The sequence below is a fragment of the Actinomadura rugatobispora genome, assembly GCF_055379765.1.
On record NZ_AP029191.1, the window covers coordinates 6,783,228 to 6,806,128 of the forward strand.

The window sequence follows — 22,901 nt, forward strand, 5'->3', positions numbered from 1 at the left end:
GAGCCTGAGGTTCTGGTCGATCGCCTCCGGTCCGTCGAAGCCGAGTGCCAATGCCCGAAGCGGGTCGCCCTCGGCCGCCGGAGGGGTGTAATTTTGATTACATGACTTCGAGTGAAACGGGCGGCGAGATCCGGGGCTGGTTCGCGGGCCGGCTGCCGGAGGCCTGGTTCGAGGGTGCGCCGGAGGTCGTGCTCGACCGCGAAGAGGTCAGCGTGGTCGGGCGCCTGCCCGAGCCGCGCGCCGCGAGCGGCGTGAGCGACGGCGAGCGGGCCGGGGCCCTCTCCGGCCACATCCACCGCTTCCGCGAGGACACCCGCGACCAGCGCATCGCGATCGCCCGCGAGGCCGAGCACCGGTTCGGCCTCAAGGTCTCCTGGGGCGCCGAGTGCGGCGACCTGCGGGAGATGTTCACCACGCTGTCGGTGCCCGTCATGACCCGGCTGCGCCAGCCCGAGCGCCGGGTGCTCGACACCCTGGTCGAGGCGGGCGTGGCGCGCAGCCGCAGCGACGCGCTGGCCTGGTGCGTGCGGCTGGTCGGCAAGAACACCGACGAGTGGCTGTCGGAGCTGCGCACCGCCCTGGAGTACGTCGAGCGCGCCCGCGCCGCCGGCCCCACCGCCTGACCAGCGCCTCCCCGCCCCGCCGGCCGGCGTCCGCCCGCCGGACCGGCGGCCTGCCTGACCGGCCGCCTGACCCGTGCTTGACCGCCCGCCTCGGTCGTGGCCGGACCGTGCCGTCCGCCGCCGTGCCCGCCGGGGGACGGCGTCGACTAGCCTTCATTGGGCCGCCGGGCCCCTGCCGGACGTTCCAGCGAAGTTCGCCGGGTACGCGTGTAATGCCAATGCGGTGGGATAAACATCGCCGCCGGGCCATAATTGGGCATCTTTTCGGAGCAGGTGCGGTCGCGCGAAGGGAAGCCCGCATGGGGGTTCGGCGAGATGACAGGGGCGGACGGGGGGACGCGGTGCGGGGCGAGCCCGGGACCGGGACCGGCGGGGCCGGAGACGCGGCCAAGGAGAAGCTGAGCTCGGCGATCCGCCGCAGCGGCCCGTACGCCGCCATCCGCGACGCCGTCTACCGCATGTACGAGCGGCGGGTCGGCTCCTCGCTGCCCACCGACATCACCCCGCGGCACGTCGGGGTCATCCTGGACGGCAACCGCCGCTGGGCCCGCTCCATGAAGCTCGCCGACGTCAACACCGGCCACCGGCGCGGCGCCGACAAGATCCTCGAGCTGCTGCACTGGAGCACCGAGGCCGGCGTCGAGGTGGTCACGCTGTGGCTGCTGTCCACCGACAACCTCAGCCGGCCGGCCCGCGAGCTGGACCCGCTGCTGGAGATCATCGAGAACACCGTCCGCAAGCTCGCCGACGAGGGCTGGCACGTCAAGCCCGTCGGCGCCCTCGATCTGCTGCCCGACAAGACCGCCCGTGTCCTGAAAGATGCGGGTGAAGCCACATCCGACGCCCCCGGCCTGATTGTGAACGTCGCCGTTGGGTATGGAGGTAGGCGTGAGATCGCTGATGCGGTGCGCTCTCTGCTCATCGAGCAGGCGAGCAGAGGCACCAGCATCGAGGAACTCGCCGAGATCCTCGACGTCGAGCACATCGCGGAGCATCTCTACACGCGCGGTCAGCCGGACCCCGACCTGGTCATCCGGACCTCGGGGGAGCAGCGTCTCTCCGGCTTCATGCTCTGGCAGAGCGCCCACTCGGAGTTCTACTTCTGCGAGGTCCACTGGCCGGACTTCCGCAAGGTCGACTTCCTGCGGGCGCTGCGCTCCTATGCCGCGCGTCATCGGCGCTTCGGTACCTAAGGGCAGGCCCGCGCCTCCCGGGGGCCGCTCTGGTCCCCAGGGGCCGCCGGCGGCCACCGTCCCGGGCCGGGGTCTCCCCGGCCGCGCGGGGGCGGACTGTTGCGCCACCGGTAGTTCCCCTCTTCTCAGGGAGATCGAGTGGCCACAACCTCCGCGCGCCGTCCCGAAGTCTCCGGGATCCCCACCGGGACGACCTCCGTCCCGGACCGGCGCACGTACGTCCTCGACACCAGCGTCCTGCTCGCCGACCCCGGGGCGATGACCCGGTTCGCCGAGCACGAGGTCGTACTCCCCATCGTCGTCATCTCCGAGCTCGAGGCCAAGCGCCACCACCCGGAACTCGGCTACTTCGCCCGGCAGGCGCTGCGCACCCTGGACGACCTGCGGCTCGACCACGGTCGTCTGGACGAGGCGCTGCCACTGGGCGACCAGGGCGGCACCCTGCGGGTGGAGCTGAACCACTCCGACCCCAGCGTGCTGCCCGACGGCTTCCGGCTGGGCGACAACGACACCCGGATCCTCTCGGTGGCCGGCTGGCTGGCCAAGGAGGGCCGCGACGTCGTGCTGGTCTCCAAGGACCTGCCGATGCGGGTGAAGGCGTCGGCGGTGGGGCTGGCGGCCGAGGAGTACCGGGCCGAGCTGGCGGTCGTGGAGTCCGGCTGGACCGGGATGCGGGAGCTGGAGATCCCCGGCGGCCAGGTGGAGGAGCTGTACGAGAGCGGCACGGCCGATCTGGAGGAGGCGCGCGAGCTGCCCTGCCACACCGGGCTGCGGGTGCTGTCGGAGCGCGGGTCGGCGCTGGGCCGGGTGCAGGCCGACAAGTCGGTGCGGCTGGTGCGCGGCGACCGCGAGGTGTTCGGGCTGCGCGGCCGCTCGGCCGAGCAGCGGATCGCGCTCGACCTGCTGATGGACGAGGATGTCGGCATCGTCTCGCTGGGCGGCCGGGCCGGCACCGGCAAGTCCGCGCTGGCGCTGTGCGCGGGCCTGGAGGCCGTCCTGGAGCGGCGCAAGCACCGCAAGGTGGTGGTCTTCCGGCCGCTGTACGCGGTGGGCGGCCAGGAGCTGGGCTACCTGCCCGGCTCGGAGAACGAGAAGATGTCGCCGTGGGCGCAGGCCGTCTACGACACGCTCTCGGCGGTGACCACCCCGGAGGTCATCGAGGAGGTTTTGGACCGTGGCATGTTGGAGGTCCTGCCCCTCACCCACATCCGTGGGCGCTCGCTGCACGACGCGTTCGTGATCGTGGACGAGGCGCAGTCGCTGGAGCGCGGCGTGCTGCTGACCGTGCTGTCCCGGATCGGCGCCGGGTCGCGGGTCGTGCTCACCCATGACGTGGCGCAGCGCGACAACCTGCGGGTCGGCCGGCACGACGGGGTGGCGGCCGTGGTCGAGCGGCTCAAGGGGCATCCGCTGTTCGCGCACGTGACGCTGACGCGTTCGGAACGGTCCCCGATCGCCGCGCTGGTGACCGACATGCTCGGCGACGTGGGCGCGTAGTCGTCGAGGGGGCGCGGGGACGCATCCCCGCGCCCCCTCGGGGAGATCATCTTCCTCACGGTCGGTGATCGATAAACGACGTTGCGGCGATCTGTGATGAACGTCACATCAACCGGGGTAAAGGTAAAGAACCCCAGCTCTCATCGTCGTTTCGGGCGCTCGCCCGGGGAGTTGACAATCGGCCCATCGGCAGCATTCGTCTCGTTCTGGTTGCGGAGCATGCCTTGGGCTGGGGCATTGTGTCTCCTCGTAAGCACCCCCCGAACGGTGCGGCACGCCCTCGTCCCCCCTGATCCGGCGAGGCCGGCGCGGCAGTGTTCCGGTCCGGGGCCGCCGTGTCCCGGCGGTCCGGCGGGCCGGGGGTGGAAGCGCCTCGTGCGCGTGTCCATGCGCGTATGACCGTCGGAAGGACCGCCTTGCACGGAGACCGCCCCGGGTCCCCTAGGCGAGACGATCGACAGAGCTTTGCCCCCCACGACTCCCTGGGGCCCGCCTACGGCGTTCCGCACGAGCCCGCGCTCGGCGCCGCGCACGATGACGACGTGAAGGTCGCCGGTTCCCCCTACGCGACCCAGGCCCTGGCCATGGGCCCGGCGGGCCGTCCCGGGGCTCCGGGCGGTCCCGGCGACACCGCCGCCATGGGGGCCATCCCGGATCAGCCGCAGGCCGGCGTCGCGGTGGGCCTGGCCGAGCCGCCGCCCTACCCCGGCTCCGCCGACGAGCTCGGCGGTCCCGCCCCGGGCCCGCGCCCTCCGCGCGGCGGGCGCCGTTCCGGCGGCAAGGGCAAGGGGATGAAGATCGTGGCCATGGCCGCCGGTGCGGCCGTCGTGGTCGGCGGCGGCGCGGTCGCCGCGCTCGCCCTGACCGGAGGCGGCGGAGACGACGGCAAGGCGACGGTGTCGGCGTCCCCGCAGGCCGACGCGGCCAAGCCGCCGCCCGTCGACCCGTACGTCGAGCAGCAGCAGCGCCGCAAGCTCGCCTACGAGCGCGCCACCCGCGCCGCGCGGCAGAGCCCCGGCAAGAAGCCCGCGCTCATGCCCAAGGGCGAGCCGATCCCGACCAAGAAGCCCGAGACCGAGACCGGCGGCGTGCCGTCGCTCGGGAGCCCGGTGCCCAAGGGCGTGGCCCAGGCGTACGCCAAGTCGATCATGGACGACCCCGGCACCCAGTTCGGCTGCCTCCAGAAGCTCTGGGACAAGGAGAGCAACTGGAACTACCGGGCCGCCAACCCCAGCTCCGGCGCGTACGGCATCCCGCAGGCCCTTCCGGGCTCCAAGATGTCCAGCGCCGGCGCCGACTGGAAGACCAACTACAAGACGCAGATCCGCTGGGGTCTCGGCTACATCGACGACCGCTACGGCACGCCGTGCAAGGCGTGGTCGCACTCCCAGTCGGTCGGCTGGTACTAGAGACCTTCAGAGCCGTCTCAGGCCGCGCGGGAGGCCCCCGCGCGGCCTTTGCCGTTCCGGGGCGCCCGGATCAGCCGCGCGGCGCCGAGCGGGTCATGGAGAGGACGTCGAGGGCGGCGTCGAGCTGCTCCTCTGTCAGCCTGCCCTCGGCCACGTGGCCGCGCTCCAGGACGACCTCGCGGATCGTCCTGCGCTCCTTGAGGGCCTGCTTGGCCACCTGGGCGGCCTCCTCGTACCCGAGGTAGCGGTTCAGCGGCGTCACGATGGACGGCGAGGACTCGGCGTACTCGCGGAGGCGGTCCACGTCCGCCTCGATCCCCGCGACGCACCGGTCGGCCAGCAGCCGCGACGCGTTCGCCAGCAGGGTGATCGACTCCAGCACGTTGCGGGCCAGCATCGGCAGCATCACGTTCAGCTCGAAGCTGCCCGACGCGCCGCCGAACGCGATCGCCGCGTCGTTCCCGATCACCTGCGCGGCCACCTGCGCCACCATCTCCGGGATCACCGGGTTCACCTTGCCCGGCATGATCGACGAGCCGGGCTGCAGGTCGGGCAGCCGGATCTCGGCCAGCCCCGCCCGCGGGCCCGAGCCCATCCAGCGCAGATCGTTGGCGATCTTGTTGAGGCCGACCGCGATCGTGCGCAGCGCGCCGGACGCCTCCACCAGGCCGTCCCGGGCGCCCTGCGCCTCGAAGTGGTCGCGCGCCTCGGTCAGCGGCAGCCCGGTCGCGCGGCCGATCTCCGCGATGACCCGGACCGCGAACCCCTCGGGCGTGTTGATGCCGGTGCCGACCGCGGTGCCGCCCAGCGGCAGTTCGGCCAGTCGGGGCAGCACGGCCTCCAGTCGCTCCACCCCGTACCGGACCTGCGCCGCGTAGCCGCCGAACTCCTGGCCGAGGGTGACGGGCGTGGCGTCCATCAGGTGCGTGCGGCCCGCCTTGACCACCGTCGCGAACTCCGCCGCCTTCGCCGCCAGCGCCTCCTCCAGGTGCCGCAGCCCCGGGATCAGGTCGCTCACCACCGCGCCGGTCGCCGCGATGTGGATGGAGGACGGGAACACGTCGTTGGACGACTGCGAGGCGTTGACGTGGTCGTTGGGATGGACGGGACGCCCCAGGCGCTCCTCGGCGAGCGTGGCGACGACCTCGTTGGCGTTCATGTTCGAGGACGTCCCCGAGCCCGTCTGGAACACGTCGATGGGGAACTGGTCGTTCCAGCGGCCCTCCGCGACCTCCAGCGCCGCCTCGCGGACCGCCGCCGCGAGGTCCTCGTCGAGCACGCCCAGCTCGGCGTTCACGAGCGCCGCGGCGGCCTTCACGTGGCCGAGCGCGGCGATGTGCGCCGCCTCCAGTCCGCGGCCCGAGACCGGGAAGTTCTCCACCGCGCGCTGCGTCTGAGCACGCCACTTCGCCGAGGCCGGGACCCGCACCTCCCCCATGGAGTCGTGCTCGATCCGGTACTCGGGCTGCGACGGCGCACCCTCGGTCATGGAAAAGCCACCCTTCCTCCGCTCGGCACGGGGCTCGAACCACCCCCGCCTTCGTGGCAGCCTCCGGAACGGCGCTCGCATTCCCGCCGGGGTCACCCGCCGGATGTGGCCTTCTGCACGGTGTAGGAGCGGCGCTCGCCGGGCTTCCCGCCGGGCTTGCGCTCGCCGTTGACCCACACGTCGCAGGCCGCGGCGTCGTAGACGACGGCGTTGAGGTCGGGCTGGTCGTACTGGCGGGCGTCGCCCCGCTCCAGCGTCTCGTCGGAGATCACGTTGATCGTGGGGCCGGGCACCGAGACGAAGATCTTGCAGGGGCCGCTGCGGGCCCGCACCACCAGCGTGCTGGAGCCGGCGCCCGGCGGGGCCGCGACCGCGCCGTCGGCCGGGGAGCCCCCGGCCGGCGCGGTGGGGGAGGGGCCGGGGCTCTCCCGCATCATCCCGACGACCAGCGCGGTGGCGCCGATCCCGCACGACGCCACGGTCGCCCCGATCAGCGCGATGACCGCCACCACCCGCAGCCGCGGCGTGGGCGGGCGGCGGCCGGCGCGCGGCCCGGTCATCGCCCGCTCCAGCCGGTCCACCGCGCGGGCGTGGCTGAGCCGCCGCGTCGGGTTCTTCTCCAGCAGCCCGGTGACCACGGGGGCGAGCGCCCCCGCGTTCTGCGGGGTCGGCGCGGACTCGTTCGCCAGCGCGCTCAGCGTGGCCATGACGTTCTCGCGCTCGAACGGCGGACGGCCCTCCAGCGCGGCGTACAGGGTCGCGCCCAGCGACCACAGGTCGGACCGCGGCGTGGCCTTCTCCCCGGCCGCGACCTCAGGCGCCACGTACGCGGGCGACCCCATGAAATGGCCTGATCTGGTCAGGCTGACCGAGCCCGACGAGAAGGCCAGCCCGAAGTCGGTGAGCACCACGCGGTCGCCGTCCAGCAGCACGTTGCTGGGCTTGAGGTCGCGGTGCACGATCCCGGCCCTGTGCGCGGCCGCCAGCGCCTCCAGCAGCTGCCGGCCGATGTGCGCCACCCGCTCGGGCGGCAGCGGCCCGGACCGCTCGATCAGCTGGTCGAGGTTGGGCGCCTCGATCAGCTCCATCACGAGCCACGGCCGGCCCTGCTCGATCACCACGTCGTAGACCTCGACGATCGAGGGGGTGCGGAGCTGGGCCGGCGCGCGCGCCTCCCGGAGCGTGCGGCGGTAGAAGACGACCCGGTCGTCCTCGGAGAGGTCCTCGGGGAGCCGCAGCTCCTTGATCGCCACGGCGCGATCGAGGAGTTCGTCGTGGCCTCGCCAGACGGTGCCGTTGGCACCCTGACCTATTTCCGAGACCAGCCGGTAGCGCGTCGCGAGAACGAGGCGCTCTGACTGAGACATGGCGGAAAAGATACCGGAGTGACCAGGCGCTCATTGGGGAGACTACGGGACTTACTTGGATATTGCTCCAATGTCGGGCAGGAAGGCTTGACGGTTTCCACCGCCGCCCACTCGGCACCGGCCGGTGATCATCGCCTGCCGATCGAGAGGACGGGGCCCGTGGTGTCCGCGAAAAAGTCGTTCCCCTTGTCGTCCACCACGACGAACGCCGGGAAGTCCTCCACCTCGATCTTCCAGACCGCCTCCATGCCCAGCTCCGCGTACTCCAGGACGTCCACCTTCTTGATGCAGTCCTGCGCCAGCCGCGCCGCCGGCCCGCCGATCGAGCCCAGGTAGAACCCGCCGTGCGCGCCGCACGCGTCGGTGACCTGCTGCGAGCGGTTGCCCTTCGCCAGCATCACCAGCGACCCGCCCGCCGCCTGGAACTGCTCCACGTAGGAGTCCATCCGCCCCGCCGTCGTCGGGCCGAACGACCCCGAGGCGTACCCCTCGGGCGTCTTGGCCGGGCCCGCGTAGTACACCGCGTGGTCGCGCAGGTACTGAGGCATCGGCTCCCCCGCGTCCAGCCGCTCCTTGATCTTGGCGTGCGCGATGTCGCGCGCCACCACCAGCGGCCCGGTCAGCGACAGCCGGGTCTTCACCGGGTACCGGGTCAGCTCGGCGCGGATCTCGTCCATCGGGCGGTTCAGGTCGATCCGCACCACGTCGCCGTCCAGCTGCTCGTCGGTGGTGTCGGGCAGGTACGTCGCGGGATCGGTCTCCAGCCGCTCCAGGAACACGCCCTCCGCGGTGATCTTCGCCACCGCCTGCCGGTCCGCGCTGCACGACACCGCGATCGCCACCGGGCAGGACGCCCCGTGCCGCGGCAGCCGGATCACCCGCACGTCGTGGCAGAAGTACTTGCCGCCGAACTGCGCCCCGATGCCCAGCCGCTGCGTCAGCTCGAACACCTCCCGCTCCAGGTCCAGGTCGCGGAACCCGTGGCCCAGCGGCGACCCGTCCTTCGGCATCGTGTCCAGGTAGTGCGCCGAGGCGTACTTGGCGGTCTTCAGCGCGTACTCCGCCGACGTCCCGCCCACCACGATCGCCAGGTGGTACGGCGGGCACGCGGCCGTGCCCAGCGACCGGATCTTCTCCTCCAGGAACGCCGGCATCCGCTTGGGGTTCAGGACCGCCTTGGTCTCCTGGTAGAGGAACGACTTGTTCGCGCTGCCGCCGCCCTTGGCCATGAACAGGAACTTGTAGGCCTCGCCGGGCGCCGCGTACAACTCGACCTGCGCGGGCAGGTTGTTCCCGGTGTTCTTCTCGTCCCACATCGTCACCGGCGCCATCTGCGAGTAGCGCAGGTTGAGCCTGGTGTACGCGTCGTACACGCCGCGCGAGATGTGCTCCTCGTCCCGCCCGTCGGTGAGGACGTGCTGGCCCCGCTTGCCCATCACGATCGCGGTGCCGGTGTCCTGGCACATCGGCAGCACCCCGCCGGAGGCGATCCCGGCGTTCTTGAGCAGGTCCAGCGCCACGAACCGGTCGTTCGGCGAGGCCTCGGGGTCGTCCAGGATCTTCCGCAGCTGCGCCAGGTGCGCGGGACGCAGCAGATGCGCGATGTCGCGCATCGCCGTCTCGGTGAGCAGCCGCAGCGCCTCCGGTTCGACCTGGAGGAACGTCCGCCCACCCGCCTCGAAGGTGGACACGCCCTCGGAGGTGAGGAGCCGGTACTCGGTCTCGTCCGGGCCGATCGGCAACAGGTCCGTATAGGAGAACTCAGGCATCGGCTGAGTTTATTGCAAGCGCTAGCTGCGCTCCTCGCCTGGGGGCTCGTCGCTTGTAGCGCTTGCGGCGATCGCTGCATCGCTCCGACTCGCCCTGGGGGCTCGCTGCGCGATCAGATTCTCGCTTCGCTCGAATCTGGCTTCGCACGCGATCGCAACGGTTGCGCTTGTTGCGGGGCCGGGCTGGCGGGCCGGGGTGCGTTGGACAGCATGCCCAGCACCACCCCGGCGCCCACCAGCGCGGCGCCCGCCAGGTCGGCGGGGGCCGGGGCGCCCAGCCCGAGGACCACCGTCGTGATCACCGCGCTGATCGGGATCAGCCCGGCGAACAGCCCCGTCCGGTCGGTGCCCAGCCGGCCGAGCGCGTCGTACCAGAGGAAGAACGCCACCGTCGTCACGACCACCGCCAGATACGCGAACCCCGCCAGCTCCGCCCCGGTCGGCACGCGCAGCACCCCGAGGCCGTCGGCGGCCAGCCCGATCAGCAGCAGCATCGGGGCGGCCAGCGCCGCCGAGTACGCCGACACCCGGAGCGGCCCCCAGCCTCGGCAGCAGCGGCACCGCCAGCAGCGAGAAGCACACCTCCCCGGCCAGCGCCCCCAGCGCCAGCAGCAGGCCGCGCAGCGTCCCGCTGCCCAGCCCGTTGGCCAGCGCGGCCCCGGCCGTCACCACGCACGCCGCCAACACCACCGGGGGCGCCGGACGGCGCCGCTCCAGCAGCGGCCCCACCAGCGCCAGCGCCACCGGCACCGTCGCGATCACCGTCCCGATCGTGGCCGGGCTCGTGTCCTCGGTCGCCGCGACGATGCACACGTTGAACGCCGCCAGCCCCGTCCCGGCCAGCGCCGCCAGCAGCAGCAGATCGCGCCGCGACGGCAGCCCGGGAAACCCCCGCTCGCTGATCACCACCGCCGCGTACAGCAGCACGGCGGCCACCGCGTAACGCACCGCCTGTCCGCCGAATATGGGATAACCGGAAATCGTCGCGGACACGGCGGTCAGCGTGCCGACCATGAGCATCGCGGAACCGGCGCCGGCCATGCCCCGGTAGGTGTGAGGGTTCATGACACGGAACGCTAAGAGCGACTTGGTCCCCGATACAGGACCAATCACCTCGACATAACCGGTACCACTTTCACGGGGCGTGACATCTGGTCGCCCCCGCGACGCTGAGATGGGTGTGACCGACCTTCATCTACCCCTCGACCGCTCCGCCGGGCGGCTGGCCGCACAGATCGCGGCCGGGTTCCGCGGTGCCATCCGCACCGGCCGGCTCACCGCCGGCACCCGGCTCCCCTCCAGCCGCGACCTGGCCCGCGACCTGGAGGTCTCCCGCGGCGTCGTCGTCACCGCCTACGAGCAGCTCATCGCGGAGGGCTTCCTGGTGGCCCGGCGCGGCGACGGCACCCGCGTCGCCCGCCTCGCCCGCCCCGAGACCCCGCCGCCCGCGCTCCCCGCGCCCGCCGCCACCCCCACCCCGCACGCCGACCCGCCGGGGAACCTCCCCTACGACCTGTGGCCCGGCACCCCCGACCTCGGCTCCTTCCCCCGCGAACGCTGGGTCGCCGCCGTCCGCGCCTCCCTCCGCGCCCTCCCCAACGACGAGCTCACCTACCCCGACCACGCCGGCGCCCCCGCCCTGCGCGCCGAACTCGCCGGCTACCTCGGACGCGTCCGCGCCGCCCACACCGACCCCGCCCGCGTCACCATCATGAGCGGCGTCGCCCACGGCATGTCCGCCGTCGTCCGCGCCCTCGTCGACAGCGGCCACCGCACCCTCGCCGTCGAAGACCCCACCAGCGTCCGCCAGATGCCGATGCTGGAGTCCACCGGCATCCGGCTCGTCCGCGTCCCCGTCGACCGGCACGGCATCGACGTCGAGGCCCTCGACCGCCTCGACGTCCGCGCCGTCCTCGTCACGCCCGCCCACCAGTACCCCACCGGCGTCGTCCTCTCCCCTGAACGCCGCGCCGACCTCATCGCCTGGGCCCGCGACGTCGACGGCCTGGTGATCGAGGACGACTACGACGCCGAGTTCCGCTACGACCGCGACCCCGTCGGCTGCCTCCAGGGCGTCGACCCCGACCGCGTCGTCCTCCTCGGCTCCGTCAGCAAGGCCCTCGCCCCCGGCCTCCGCCTCGGCTGGGCCGCCGCCCCGCCCGAACTCGCCGAACGCCTGCGCACCCACCGCGCCCACACCGACCTCGGCGCCCCCGTACTGGACCAGCACGCCTTCGCCCACTTCATGCGCACCGGCGGATACGACCGCCACCTGCGCCTCATGCGCCGCCAGTACCGCGCCCGCCGCGACGCCCTGGTCGAAGCCCTCCACCACCACGTCCCCGGCGTCACCGTCCGGGGCGTCTCAGCGGGCATCCACCTCTACGTCGAACTCCCCGCCGGATGCGACGAGGACGACGTCGTCGCCACCGCCGCCCGCCTGGGCGTCGCCGTCGCCGGAGCCAAACCCATGTGGTCCAGAGGCCGCGCCCCCCAAGCCCCGCCCGCCCTGGTCCTCGGCTACGCCCGCCTCAACGAGACCCGCTTGACCCAAGCCGCCGAACTCCTGGGCAAAGCGATTACCCAGCGTGCCCTTGGGTAGTTAGTCGGTCCCGGCGAAGGAGGGACGGATGAGCCTAGAAGAGGCCGCGAGGCAGCTGAAGATGGCGGTCCACGACGCGCAGGTCGCATTCGACTGTGTCGGACTCGGCGACCTGGAGCGCGCCCAGGAACACTCGCTCACCGCACGGACGGCGTCCGACGCAGCCCTGACCGCACTGTCCCGGGCCTTGGAGGACATGACGCCGGAGGAGGCCAGAACCGAAGGCGAACGAGCCGTAATGGCCCTGGAATACCCGTAGTCACCTGCGGGGCCGTGTTCACCTGGGGGCCACCCCCAGGTGAACACGGCCCCTCCACGGTCACGCGATCAGGCGGCGGCGCATTCCTCGCACGGCGATGATCCACATGAGGGACGCGAAGACCAGCAGGGCCGCCAGGTGGCCCAGGTCCTTGAGGGGCTCGAGGCCGAAGACGGCGTGCCTGATCAGCTCGACCGTGTGGTAGAGGGGGTTGGCCAGCGCCGCCTTCTGGGCCCACTCGGGGAGCGACCCGATCGGGAAGAACGTCCCGGCGATCAGGAACAGCGGGGTCACCACGCCGGTGATCACGTAGTCGAACGAGTTGATCGACGGCACCACCGCCGACGTCCACATTCCGAACAGGCCGAAGCCCAGGGCCGTGACGAACACGATGAAGGGGACGAGGAGCATCCCGAAGGACGGGTCGAGGCCGAAGAACATGGCCACGATGATCGGGGTGCAGGCGTACACGGCCGACTTGGCCGCGATCCACAGCGCCTCCCCGGTGACCAGCTCGTGAACGTCCACCGGCGCGGCCAGCATCGCGTCGTAGGTGTGCTGGAACACCCGCCGGATGTAGCCGTTGAACATGCCCGGGAAGACCGAGGTGAACAGCGCGGCGATGCCCACCACGCCCGTGGCCACGAAGTCGAGGTAGCGGTAGTCGCCGACCGCCGCCACCATCGAGCCGAAGCCGTACCCGAAGGCGAGCAGCATGAAGGTCGGCTCGACCATGGACGCGAACGACTGCGACCCCCAGTAGCGCTTGAACAGCGCCAGCTCGTGCCGCCAGATCCCGCGGACCGGCGCCATCTCGAACCGGCGCAGGGGCGTCTGTGTCTCCGCCGTCATTCGACCCGCTCCCCGGTGAGCACCACGAACACGTCCTCCAGGTTGGCGGCGCGTCGTACGCCGTCGGGGCCGAGCTCCTCGTCGAGGGACGGCGGGATGGTCTCGGCCTTCAGCACCGACACCGACGGGCCGGTACGGCGCGTCGTCAGACCCGCCGCGTGCGCCAGCCGCTCGACCTCCTCCAGCCGGACGGGCGGCCCGTAATGCTCCACCACGAGCTGCCCGGCATGCTCCTCGATCAGCTTGGACGGGCCGCCCCGCGCCACCACCCGGCCGTGCGACATCAGCGCGCAGTCGTCGGCGAGCCGCTCGGCCTCCTCGATGTAGTGCGTCGACATCAGCACCGTCGTGCCGGCCGTCCGCAGCCCGTCGATCAGCCCCCACAGCTCCGCCCGCACCTGCGGGTCCAGGCCCACCGTGGGCTCGTCCAGCAGGACCAGCGCGGGACGGTGCACCAGCCCGCGGGCGATCAGCAGCCTGCGCCGCATCCCGCCGGAAAGATCGTCGACCTTGGTCCGCTGCCGCGCCGTCAGATGGGCCAGCTCCAGCGCGTCGTCCACCGCCTGGCGCCGGCGCGCCCGCGGCACCCGGTACAGGTGCGCGAACACCTCCAGGTTCTCCCGGGCGGTCAGCTCCTCGTCCAGGTTGTCCTGCTGCGGTACGACGCCCATCGCCGCCCGCGCCCGCTTGGACTCCCGCGGCACCGAGAACCCCAGCACCTCGATGGACCCCTCGTCCGGCCGCGCCTGCGCCGTGAGCAGCTTCATCGTCGTGGACTTTCCGGCGCCGTTCGGGCCCAGCAGGCCCAGGCAGCTCCCGGCCGCCACCTCCAGGTCGAGGCCGTCCACGGCGGTGAAGTCACCGAACCGCTTGACCACCCCGCGCAGGCGGATGGCCGAACGGCCGCCGGTCCCCTCCCCGGTCGCGATTGCGTGACGCTGAACCGTCATGCTCGCCACACTATGCGTGAGGACGGACAAAGCCCCACAGGTTTTCGCGGGGTCGCCCCGCCGGACGCCCCGCTACCCTTGACCCGTGGACACGCCCATCCGCCGCCCCGCCGAGCAGGCGACGAACGTGCGCGACCTGCGCGCCTCCGACGCCGATCGCGAACGGGTGGTCAGCGTCCTCGGCGAGGCCCTCGCCGACGGGCGGCTCACCCTCGAAGAGCACTCCGAACGCACCACCCGCGCCTACCAGGCCCGCACCCTCGGCGAGCTCACCGGCCTCACCGGCGACCTCAGCCCCGAGGAGGCCCAGCCCATCCTCGTCGACGACCGTCCGGTTTCGGCCTTTTTCGGCCGGATGCGGCGGGAGGGCCGCTGGGTCGTCCCGGTCAAGCTCCCCCTGCTGGCCCTCTTCGGCACCGTCGAGCTCGACCTGCGCGAGGCCGTCCTGCAGCGCCGCCACATCGTCCTCGACTCGCTGATCGTCGGCGGCCGCGTCCGCATCGTCGTCCCCGAGGGCGTCCAGGTGAACGTCACCGGCCGCACCATCCTCAGCACCCGCGAGGTCCGCACCCGCCCCGCCCCCGAGGGCCCCACGATCGAGGTCGGCGGCACCTTCGTCTTCGGCTCGATCAAGGCCCGAGCCCCCAAGCAAAGACTCAGAACCCGCCTGCGCAAACGCCTCTCATGGCGTGAGGGGGAGTAAGCCCCTCTCCGGTGACGGCGGGGGGTGCAGGGGGGCGGAGCCCCCCTGCCGGGGGTGCAGGGGGCGGAGCCCCTTGCCGGGGCGGGTGTGCCCTGAAGCGAGCCCCCAGGCGAGCGGAAGGGTGCGCCCGCCCCGCCTGGGGGTCTGGGGGGTGGCCCCCCGGGCTATACAGCGCTGTCGAAGTTGATCGTGCTGTAGGCCCTCAGCTTGTTCAGCTGGTGTTCGCTGGCGACGGTGCGGATGGTGCCGCTGCGGGAGCGCATGACCAGGGAGTGGGTGGTGGCGGAGCCCTTGCGGTAGCGGACGCCGTCGACGAGTTCGCCGTCGGTGATGCCGGTGGCGGCGAAGAAGACGTCCTCGGAGGTGACGAGGTCGTCGGTGGTGAGGACGCGGCCGAGGTCGTGGCCGGCGTCGATGGCCTTCTGCTTCTCGGCGTCGTCCTGGGGCCAGAGGCGGCCCTGGATGACGCCGCCGAGTGCCTTGATCGCGCAGGCGGCGATGATGCCCTCGGGGGTGCCGCCGATGCCGAGGAGCAGGTCGGTGCCGGTGCCCTCGCGGGCGGCCATGATGGCGCCGGCGACGTCGCCGTCGGTGATCAGCTTGACCCGGGCGCCGGCCTCCCGGACCTCCTTGACCATGGCCTCGTGCCGGGGACGGTCGAGGATGACGACCGTCACGTCCTGCGGTGAGGAGCCCTTGGCGCGGGCGACGGCGCGGATGTTGTCGCCGATGGGGCGTTCGATGTCGACGGCGTCGGCGGCCTCGGGGCCGGTGACGAGCTTCTCCATGTAGAAGACCGCGGACGGGTCGTACATGGAGCCGCGGGGCGCGACCGCGAGGACGGCGATGGCGTTGTTCATGCCGAGCGCGGTGAGGCGGGTGCCGTCGATCGGGTCGACGGCCACGTCGCATTCGGCGCCGCTGCCGTCGCCGACCTCCTCGCCGTTGAACAGCATCGGGGCGTTGTCCTTCTCGCCCTCGCCGATGACCACCACGCCGCGCATGGACACGGTGTTGATCAGCTGGCGCATGGCGTTCACGGCGGCTCCGTCGGCGCCGATCTTGTCGCCGCGGCCGACCCAGCGGGCGGCGGCCATCGCCGCGGCCTCGGTGACCCGGACCAGTTCCAGCGCGAGGTTGCGGTCCGGGGCCGCGGGCTCGGTGGCGAGCGGCGAGGGGATGGTGTCGTCGGACATGCGAGGCAGCCCTTTCGGTCAGTTGGTGACACGGATTCTCCGGGTCGCCCGTGCCGTGCCACAAATTGGACCAGACCAGCGATCGGCGGTCGGGTCGCGGGGTCCGCGGGGCCCGATTTCGGCCTCAGCGAGTGCAAGGGATCGTTTCCCCACGGTGAGAGGGCGTAATCTCAGCTTCCATGAGCAGCGACATCGACCTCTCGGCCGGCGGGGTGACCGCGGATGGGAACTCCTCCGGGAGCGGATCGTCCGCCCGGACCTCCGACCGCGGGGCGGCGACGCGCAGCGCGCTGCTGGCCGCGGCCAGCGACGTGTTCAGCGAGTCGGGGTTCGCGCAGGCGGCGGTGACCGACATCGTCGCGAAGGCGGGGGCCAGCGTCGGCAGCCTTTACCACCATTTCAACGGCAAGGCCGACCTGTACCTGACGCTGTTCGAAGAGTTCCAGGTCCGGCAGCAGGAGCGCACCCGGGACGCGATCAACGCGGTGCGGGAGGCCGGTGAGAAGGACCCGATGCGGCTGTTCATCGCCGGGGCGGGCGCGTATCTCGACGGCTGCCTGACCGAGCGGCATGTGGCGCGGCTGTTCATTTCGGGGGACGGGCCGCCCGGTTTCGACCGGGTGATGCGGCAGCGGCTCAACAAGTGGGCGCGCCGCAACGCGGCCCTGTTCCACACCGCCGACGGCGGCGTGGACGAGGCGCTGGTGATCGTGCTGACGGGCGCGATGGCGGGCGCGGTGTCGGAGGTGTCGGGCAGCGACGACGAGGACGCCTCGCGGCGGCTGGCCGGCGACATCATGGCGATCGTGGGGACGATCAGGAACCCCGGTACGGAGCAGGGCTGACCGTACGGGATGCTTGAAGGGTGACCGACAAGACCACTTCCTCGACCTCCACCGCCGCCGAGTCCCCGGCTCCCGCCGCGGGCGGACGGGGGTCGGTTCAGGTCAGCCCCGGGGTCTACAAGCGGCTGACGACCGGGCTGGGCGGTTTCACGCTGGCGATGGCGGCCTGCCTGGTGCTGGTGGGGGCGATCTACCTGGTCACGCCGCGCAGCGACGAGGAGCTGCTCCCGACGGCCGACTACAGCTCGCAGCTGTGGGCGATGCGGAGCGACGCCCCGTACACGGTGCACGCCCCGGAGGGGCTTCCGGCGGGGTGGCGGCCGACCAGTTCGCGGGTGCACGGCCTGAACACCGACGACCCGGTGGCGTGGCATCTGGGGTTCGTGACGCCGTCCGACGAGTACGCGGCGCTGGAGCAGAGCAACGAGAAGGCGTCGGCGTACGTCCCGCGGATGACCAGCATCAAGAAGACGATCGGCACGATGCAGGTCGGCGGGGTGTCCTGGGCGCAGCATCACCGCAAGGACAAGAACGCCCGGTCGCTGGTGCGGACGCTCCCGGACGGGGTGACGCTGGTGGTGACGGGCACGGCGTCGTTCCAGGAGCTGGCCGTGCTGGCGGGCGCGCTGAAGGCGCAGCCGAAGCAGGGGGCGTCGCTGGCGCCCTCGCCGCGCCCTTCCTGAGCGGGGTCAGAACGGGGCGGCGGAGCCGTCGTCGCCGTTCTCCGGGCGGGCCATGGCGGCGGCCAGGCGGGCGCGGGCGCCCTCCAGCCACTCCTCGCAGATCGCGGCGAGCTTCTCGCCGCGCTCCCACAGGCCGAGCGACTCCTCCAGGGTCAGCCCGCCGGTCTCCAGGCGCTTGACGACCTCGGTGAGCTGGTCGCGGGCCTGCTCGTACGACATCCGTTCCCCGGCCGTCCCGGGCTTCGCTTCGGTCACGCGTCAACCCTACGGCCCGGACGGCCCGGAACCGGTGTCCCCGGGTGCGGTGTCGCCGGGCGCGGCGTCGTCCACGGTCACCGCGAGGCGCCCGTCGGCGAGCCGGACCAGGAGCCGGTCGCCCTTGCCGACGCCCGCGGCGTCCCGGACGACGGACTCGTCCTCCCGCTGGACGATGGCGTAGCCGCGCCTGAGCGTGGAGGCGGGGGAGAGGGCCAGCAGCCGGGCGCGGGTGTGCGACAGCTCGTCCGCGGCCCGGTCCAGGGCGCCGGACAGGCAGCGGCGGGCCCGGTCGCGCAGCGCCAGGACCTGCTCGGACTGCCGTTCGATCTCCCGGATCGGGTCGGCCAGCGCGGGCCGCGACCGGACCGCCTGGAGCCAGGCGGTCTCCCGGTCGATCCCGCCGGCCAGGCAGCGCCGTCCGCGGTCGCGCAGCTGCCGGACGAGCTGGAGCTGCTCGCGCACGTCCGGGACGGTCTTCTTGGCGGCGTCGGTGGGGGTGGAGGCGCGGACGTCGGCGACCAGGTCGAGGATGGGGGAGTCCTGCTCGTGCCCGATGGCGCTGACGACGGGGGTGCGGGCCGCCGCGACCGCCCGGACCAGGGCCTCGTCGGAGAACGGCAGCAGGTCCTCCATCGATCCGCCGCCGCGGGCGATGACGATCACTTCGATGTCGGGGTCGGCGTCCAGGCGGCGCAGCGCGTCCATGACCTCGCCGACCGCGTACGAGCCCTGCACGGCGGTGTTCTCGACCCGGAAGTCGACGGCGGGCCAGCGGCGGCGGGCGTTCTGCAGCACGTCGTGCTCGGCGTCGGAGTCGCGGCCGGTGATCAGCCCGATCTTGCCGGGGAGGAACGGCAGCGGCCGCTTGCGCTCGGGCCGGAACAGGCCCTCGGAGGCCAGCACCTGTTTGAGCCGCTCCAGCCGGGCCAGCAGTTCGCCGACGCCGACCGGGCGGACCTCCAGGGCGCTGAGGGAGAAGGTGCCGCGGTTGATCCAGAAGTCGGGTTTGGCGTGGACGACGACGCGGGCGCCGTCGGTCACGGCGGGCCCGGCGGCCTCGAAGACCGCGCGGGGGCCGACGACCCGGACCGACATGTTGGCGACGGGGTCGCGGAGGGTGAGGTAGCAGGTGCCGCCGCGGGCGTTGAGGTCGGTGATCTGCCCCTCGACCCAGATGCGGCCCAGCTTGCCGATCCAGCCGCCCACCGCCTGCAGGACGGTGCGGACCGGAACGGGGGACTCCGCGGACGTCTCCATGGCCATGGCACGTCAGCCTATGCCCCGGACGGCCGCCGGGGTTCGCTCAGTTCAGCCCGTTGAGCTTGGCGATGCGGTTCTCGTACATGCGCAGGACGTCGGGGCGGGCGGCGTGCTTGCGCTCGTACTCGCGCAGCAGCTTCACCTGCTCGGACGACAGGCCGCGGAGCCGGGCGCGCAGCTGCGGGAGGGTGGCCGCGTCGTAGTTCGGCACGGGCAGGTCGGCCGCCACCTTCTCGGCCTCGGCGGGCGCGGCGGGCTTGCTCTCCGGCCTGGGCTCGAACGCGGGCTTGGGCTTGGGCTCGGGCCTCGCCGCGGGCTCGGGAGCCGGCTCGGGCTTGGGCTCAGCCTTCGCGGCGGGCTTGGGCTTGCCGATCGAGATCTCCCCGTCGCCCCCGGTCCCGGGCTTCGCCGGCGCCTCGGCCACGCGGGCGGGCCGCGCGCGCCGCGGCTCCGGCTCGGGCTCGGGCTCGGCGCCGTCCGCGCCGCGGACCCGCTCCACCACGCCGCCCACGACCTTCTCCGCGGTGTGCTGGACGTCCTCGCGCAGCCGGCCGATCACCGGGCGCACCCCGCCGCCCTCGGTGATCTCCTTGTAGTCCTTGGTCAGCCGGTCGCTGAGCAGCAGGGCCCGGCCGACGCCGAACATGGCCAGCCGGACGGCGTGCAGCGGGAGGTCGCGGACCTGCTCGCCCACCGTGTCCTGCACCTGCTGCTTGAGGCGGCGCGGCGATCTCGTCATCGTCTCCATCTCCCTGCTGTCCCCATCACCGGACCGGGTCGATACTGGACCGTCTGTCAAGCATCACTTTGCCGCATCGTCCCGATAGGGGTCACCCCGGGTTAATGGAATATTGGTCAACAGTGTCGTGCGCTGGGTCACATCCCGGCAGGCACCGGCCTACCTCCCCGGAGTGCCCCGAGCGTCACGGCTCGGGCGGTACGGGACGCCTGGGACGGCTCGTACGATGGGGCACATGACCTCCAACAGCCAGCGCCGTGTCCTGCTCGCCAAGCCGCGTGGTTACTGCGCGGGCGTGGACCGGGCCGTGGAGACTGTCGAGATCGCCCTGGAGAAGTACGGGGCCCCCGTCTACGTGCGCAAGCAGATCGTGCACAACGTGCACGTCGTGAAGACCCTCGAGGAGCGCGGCGCGATCTTCGTGGACGAGACCGAGGAGGTCCCCGAGGGCGCCATCGTGGTCTTCTCCGCGCACGGCGTCGCCCCCGTCGTCCACGAGGAGGCCCGCGGCCTGAGCCTGCGCACCATCGACGCCACCTGCCCGCTGGTCACCAAGGTCCACAAGGAGGCCGTCCGGTTCGCCAAGGACGACTACGACATCCTCCTGATCGGCCACGAGGGGCACGAGGAGGTCATCGGCACCACCGGCGAGGCCCCCGACCACATCCACCTGGTCGACGGCCCCGGCGACGTGGCCAACGTCCAGGTCCGCGACCCGGAGCGGGTCGCCTGGCTGTCGCAGACCACCCTGTCGGTGGACGAGACCATCGCCACGGTCGAGAAGCTGCGCGAGCGGTTCCCCAAGCTGATGGACCCGCCGTCCGACGACATCTGCTACGCCACCCAGAACCGCCAGACCGCCGTCAAGCAGATCGCGGCCCACGCCCAGCTGGTGATCGTGGTCGGCTCCACCAACTCCTCCAACTCGGTGCGGCTCGTCGAGGTCGCCAAGGAGCACGGCGCCGACGACGCCCACCTGGTCGACTACGCCGAGCACATCGACGAGACCTGGCTGGAGGGCGTCACCACGGTCGGCGTCACCAGCGGCGCCTCCGTCCCGGACGAACTCGTCCAGGGCGTCCTGGCCTGGCTGGCCGAGCGCGGCTACGGCGACGTCGAAGAGGTCGAGTCCGTCCCGGAGAGCATGCGCTTCGCCCTTCCCCACGAACTCCGCAAGAACCTGCGCATCACGCCTGTCGGCTGAGGACGGCGCAGCGGTCAGTCGGTCTCGTCGTGGGAGAGGCGGCGCCGGGACCGGGAGCGCGACCGGGCGGGCGGCTCCTCCCAGCGGACGGGGTTCTCGTTCTCTTCCTGGTCGAACAGGCGGCTGCCGGCCAGCCTGCCGCGTAGTTCGCGGACGTTGGCGGGGAGGCCGCGCGGGACGGTGATCACCAGCACCAGGAGGGTGCCGCCGAACAGCCAGGGGGCGGTACCCGCCAGGGCGGTCAGCACGCCCAGGGCGATGCCGCGCAGCGGGGACGGTCCGCCCAGGCCGGTGATGGTCTCCGCGAGGACGGTGACGGCCAGGAAGACCGCGGGCGGGCTGACGGCCAGGGTGAGCAGGTCGGCCTGGCGGGTGGCCAGCGCGGCCAGGGCGCAGCCGGCCAGGAAGCTCCCGCCCGCCAGGACGCCGAGGTCCAGCCAGCGGCCGAGCAGCGCGCCGAGCAGGGAGATGGCGAACAGGACCACCACTCCGCCGCGCCCGGTCAGGGTGACCGAGGGCCCGGCGGACTTGGCGCGCGAGCCCGGATCCCTGCGGGTCCCGCCCCGCTGACGTCGCACACGACCCCCTGCGTCCGGCGAGGCGCCCGGGGGCGCGTCGCCTACCGGCGGTGAACTCATGGCCGCCACCTTTCCCGGTGATCGATGCGGTCGGGGACGGCCCGCCCGCCGAAACCTACCGCTTCGGTGGACGACTCCGGGGGCCCGCCGGGTTCGCCGGTCAGCTCGGCGGCCGACGGCGCGCGCGGGCTCTCCTCCACGGGGGCGGGGCCCTCCAGCGGGGCGTCCACCACGCCGAGCTCGTTCAGCTTGCGGGCGCTGACCAGGACGCGGGTCTCCAGCGACCCGACCGTGCGGTTGTAGGACTTGATCGCGCTGGTCAGGGAGCGGCCCAGCTCGTCGACGTGCCCGCCGAGCGTGCCGAGGCGCTCGTACAGTTCCTTGCCCAGGTCGAACACGGCGCGGGCGTTGCGGGACAGGGCGGCCTGCTGCCAGGCGTACGACGCCGTCCGCAGCATCGTGACGAGGGTCGTCGGGGTGGCGATGTGGACGCGGCGCCGCATCGCGTACTCCAGGAGGCCGGGGTCGCGGTCGAGCGCGGGCGCCAGGAACGCCTCCCCGGGGATGAACAGGACGACGAACTCGGGGGCGGGGCTGAACGCCTGCCAGTACGACTTGGCCGCGAGGCGGTCGACGTGGTCGCGGAGGTGGCGGGCGTGGGCGTCCAGGCGGACCGGGTCGCCGGTCTCGGCGGCCTCCAGGTAGGCGGCCAGGGAGACCTTGGAGTCGACCACGATGTTCTTGCCCCCGGCGAGGCGGACGACCATGTCGGGCCGTACGGTGCCGTTCTCGGTGTAGGCGGTGGCCTGCTCGTCGAAGTCGCAGTGGTGGGTCATCCCGGCCAGTTCCACGACGCGGCGCAACTGGAGCTCGCCCCAGCGGCCGCGGGCCTCGGGGCGTTGCAGCGCCCGTACCAGCGCCTGGGTCTCGCCGCGGAGCTGCTCGGAGCTCTGCCGGACGAAGTCGACCTGCTTGGCCAGCATCGCGTGCGACTCGCGGCGGCCGGTCTCGACCTCGCGGAGCTGCGCCTCCACCTTGGCGAGGGTGTCCTTGAGAGGGGCCACGAGGTGTTCGACGGCCTGCTTGCGGCGCTCCAGCTCGCCGGCGGCCTCGACGCCGGCGGCCTTGAGACGGGCGTCGGCCAGTTCCAGGAAACGCTGGTTGCTGGCGTCCAGTGCCTTGGCGGACAGGTTCTCGAAGTGCTCGGCCATCCGCTCCTCGGCGTAGGCCAGTTTCTCCTCGGCGGCGCGGGCGCGGGCGATCAGGGCGCCCTGGCGGCCGGTCGCGAGCGCGAACCCGACCACCGCGCCGAGGGCCGTCCCGAGGGCCAGACCGACGAGCAGCGCGAGATCCATCCCTTCATCGTGACAGTGGAGGCGGGCGGTTCCGGTGCGACGCGCCGAGACGCACCCGGCACCGGACAAT

Annotated in this window: 22 protein-coding genes and 1 pseudogene; 10 read left to right on the forward strand and 13 right to left on the reverse strand. The window is 72.5% G+C overall.

Translation table 11 applies throughout. The annotated features are described in order from the left end of the window. Positions 1-101: 101 nt before the first annotated feature. The 4 genes from ACZ466_RS30285 (at position 102) to ACZ466_RS30300 (ending at position 4,722) form a co-directional block, all read left to right on the forward strand. Entirely contained in the window at positions 102-623 is a 522-nt protein-coding gene (locus tag ACZ466_RS30285; RefSeq protein WP_378287949.1) for a hypothetical protein, read from the forward strand. A 458-nt stretch (positions 624-1,081) separates the two neighbouring features. After that, complete coding sequence (locus ACZ466_RS30290) at positions 1,082-1,816, forward strand: isoprenyl transferase (protein ID WP_378287973.1); 735 nt, start codon at positions 1,082-1,084, stop codon at positions 1,814-1,816. Between the two features lie 177 nt (positions 1,817-1,993). Further along, entirely contained in the window at positions 1,994-3,313 is a 1,320-nt protein-coding gene (locus tag ACZ466_RS30295; RefSeq protein ID WP_378287974.1) for a PhoH family protein, read from the forward strand. Between the two features lie 542 nt (positions 3,314-3,855). After that, positions 3,856-4,722, forward strand: a complete 867-nt coding sequence (locus ACZ466_RS30300; RefSeq protein ID WP_378287950.1) for an aggregation-promoting factor C-terminal-like domain-containing protein — start codon at positions 3,856-3,858, stop codon at positions 4,720-4,722. Between the two features lie 70 nt (positions 4,723-4,792). On the opposite strand, the gene ACZ466_RS30305 is transcribed toward ACZ466_RS30300, so the two are convergent. The 5 genes and pseudogenes from ACZ466_RS30305 to ACZ466_RS30325 all read right to left on the reverse strand — a co-directional run. Then, a complete protein-coding gene (locus ACZ466_RS30305; protein WP_378287951.1) occupies positions 4,793-6,211 on the reverse strand; it encodes a class II fumarate hydratase in 1,419 nt (472 codons plus the stop codon). 92 nt (positions 6,212-6,303) lie between these two features. Further along, positions 6,304-7,578 (reverse strand): serine/threonine-protein kinase, encoded by a 1,275-nt coding sequence (locus ACZ466_RS30310; RefSeq protein WP_378287952.1) that lies wholly within the window; start codon positions 7,576-7,578, stop codon positions 6,304-6,306. A gap of 128 nt (positions 7,579-7,706) precedes the next feature. Further along, positions 7,707-9,347, reverse strand: coding sequence for a fumarate hydratase (locus ACZ466_RS30315; protein ID WP_378287953.1), 1,641 nt, complete (start codon positions 9,345-9,347; stop codon positions 7,707-7,709). A gap of 113 nt (positions 9,348-9,460) precedes the next feature. Beyond that, positions 9,461-9,874, reverse strand: coding sequence for a hypothetical protein (locus ACZ466_RS30320; protein WP_464041753.1), 414 nt, complete (start codon positions 9,872-9,874; stop codon positions 9,461-9,463). Between the two features lie 175 nt (positions 9,875-10,049). Next, positions 10,050-10,412, reverse strand: a pseudogene (locus tag ACZ466_RS30325) (EamA family transporter); the annotation flags it as partial. Between the two features lie 109 nt (positions 10,413-10,521). Between ACZ466_RS30325 and pdxR the strand changes: the two are divergent. Next, complete coding sequence (pdxR, locus tag ACZ466_RS30330; protein WP_378287955.1) at positions 10,522-11,949, forward strand: MocR-like pyridoxine biosynthesis transcription factor PdxR; 1,428 nt, start codon at positions 10,522-10,524, stop codon at positions 11,947-11,949. A gap of 28 nt (positions 11,950-11,977) precedes the next feature. After that, positions 11,978-12,208 (forward strand): hypothetical protein, encoded by a 231-nt coding sequence (locus ACZ466_RS30335; protein ID WP_378287956.1) that lies wholly within the window; start codon positions 11,978-11,980, stop codon positions 12,206-12,208. Positions 12,209-12,268: 60 nt separating this feature from the next. Here the strand turns inward: ACZ466_RS30335 and ACZ466_RS30340 are convergent, their stop codons facing one another. Both ACZ466_RS30340 and ACZ466_RS30345 read right to left on the reverse strand, forming a co-directional pair. Beyond that, entirely contained in the window at positions 12,269-13,060 is a 792-nt protein-coding gene (locus ACZ466_RS30340; protein WP_378287957.1) for an ABC transporter permease, read from the reverse strand. After that, positions 13,057-14,010, reverse strand: coding sequence for an ABC transporter ATP-binding protein (locus ACZ466_RS30345; protein ID WP_378287958.1), 954 nt, complete (start codon positions 14,008-14,010; stop codon positions 13,057-13,059). The genes ACZ466_RS30340 and ACZ466_RS30345 overlap by 4 nt, the downstream gene beginning before the upstream one ends. A gap of 85 nt (positions 14,011-14,095) precedes the next feature. On the opposite strand from ACZ466_RS30345, the gene ACZ466_RS30350 reads away from it, so the two are divergent. Continuing rightward, entirely contained in the window at positions 14,096-14,713 is a 618-nt protein-coding gene (locus ACZ466_RS30350) for a DUF1707 SHOCT-like domain-containing protein (protein WP_378287959.1), read from the forward strand. 164 nt (positions 14,714-14,877) lie between these two features. Here the strand turns inward: ACZ466_RS30350 and glpX are convergent, their stop codons facing one another. Next, positions 14,878-15,909, reverse strand: coding sequence for a class II fructose-bisphosphatase (gene glpX / locus ACZ466_RS30355; RefSeq protein WP_378287960.1), 1,032 nt, complete (start codon positions 15,907-15,909; stop codon positions 14,878-14,880). Positions 15,910-16,088: 179 nt separating this feature from the next. On the opposite strand from glpX, the gene ACZ466_RS30360 reads away from it, so the two are divergent. Together ACZ466_RS30360 and ACZ466_RS30365 are read left to right on the forward strand one after the other, a co-directional pair. After that, the gene (locus ACZ466_RS30360; protein WP_378287961.1) at positions 16,089-16,754 is read left to right on the forward strand and encodes a TetR/AcrR family transcriptional regulator; all 666 of its coding nucleotides are present in this window, start codon (positions 16,089-16,091) and stop codon (positions 16,752-16,754) included. 20 nt (positions 16,755-16,774) lie between these two features. Beyond that, positions 16,775-17,437 (forward strand): DUF4245 domain-containing protein, encoded by a 663-nt coding sequence (locus ACZ466_RS30365; RefSeq protein ID WP_378287962.1) that lies wholly within the window; start codon positions 16,775-16,777, stop codon positions 17,435-17,437. A gap of 6 nt (positions 17,438-17,443) precedes the next feature. Here ACZ466_RS30365 and ACZ466_RS30370 read toward each other — a convergent pair whose 3' ends face one another. Genes ACZ466_RS30370 through ACZ466_RS30380 form a run of 3 tightly spaced genes read right to left on the reverse strand, consistent with a single transcriptional unit; the run spans position 17,444 to position 19,694 of the window. Beyond that, a complete protein-coding gene (locus tag ACZ466_RS30370; RefSeq protein WP_378287975.1) occupies positions 17,444-17,656 on the reverse strand; it encodes an exodeoxyribonuclease VII small subunit in 213 nt (70 codons plus the stop codon). 45 nt (positions 17,657-17,701) lie between these two features. Beyond that, entirely contained in the window at positions 17,702-18,958 is a 1,257-nt protein-coding gene (xseA, locus tag ACZ466_RS30375) for an exodeoxyribonuclease VII large subunit (protein WP_378287963.1), read from the reverse strand. A 40-nt stretch (positions 18,959-18,998) separates the two neighbouring features. Beyond that, positions 18,999-19,694 (reverse strand): hypothetical protein, encoded by a 696-nt coding sequence (locus ACZ466_RS30380; protein WP_378287964.1) that lies wholly within the window; start codon positions 19,692-19,694, stop codon positions 18,999-19,001. 235 nt (positions 19,695-19,929) lie between these two features. On the opposite strand from ACZ466_RS30380, the gene ACZ466_RS30385 reads away from it, so the two are divergent. Then, positions 19,930-20,898 (forward strand): 4-hydroxy-3-methylbut-2-enyl diphosphate reductase, encoded by a 969-nt coding sequence (locus tag ACZ466_RS30385; RefSeq protein WP_378287965.1) that lies wholly within the window; start codon positions 19,930-19,932, stop codon positions 20,896-20,898. A 14-nt stretch (positions 20,899-20,912) separates the two neighbouring features. Here ACZ466_RS30385 and ACZ466_RS30390 read toward each other — a convergent pair whose 3' ends face one another. Beyond that, positions 20,913-21,476 (reverse strand): DUF6542 domain-containing protein, encoded by a 564-nt coding sequence (locus ACZ466_RS30390; RefSeq protein WP_378287966.1) that lies wholly within the window; start codon positions 21,474-21,476, stop codon positions 20,913-20,915. Between the two features lie 56 nt (positions 21,477-21,532). Beyond that, positions 21,533-22,831 (reverse strand): DNA recombination protein RmuC, encoded by a 1,299-nt coding sequence (locus tag ACZ466_RS30395; RefSeq protein ID WP_378287967.1) that lies wholly within the window; start codon positions 22,829-22,831, stop codon positions 21,533-21,535. Between the last annotated feature and the right edge of the window lie 70 nt (positions 22,832-22,901).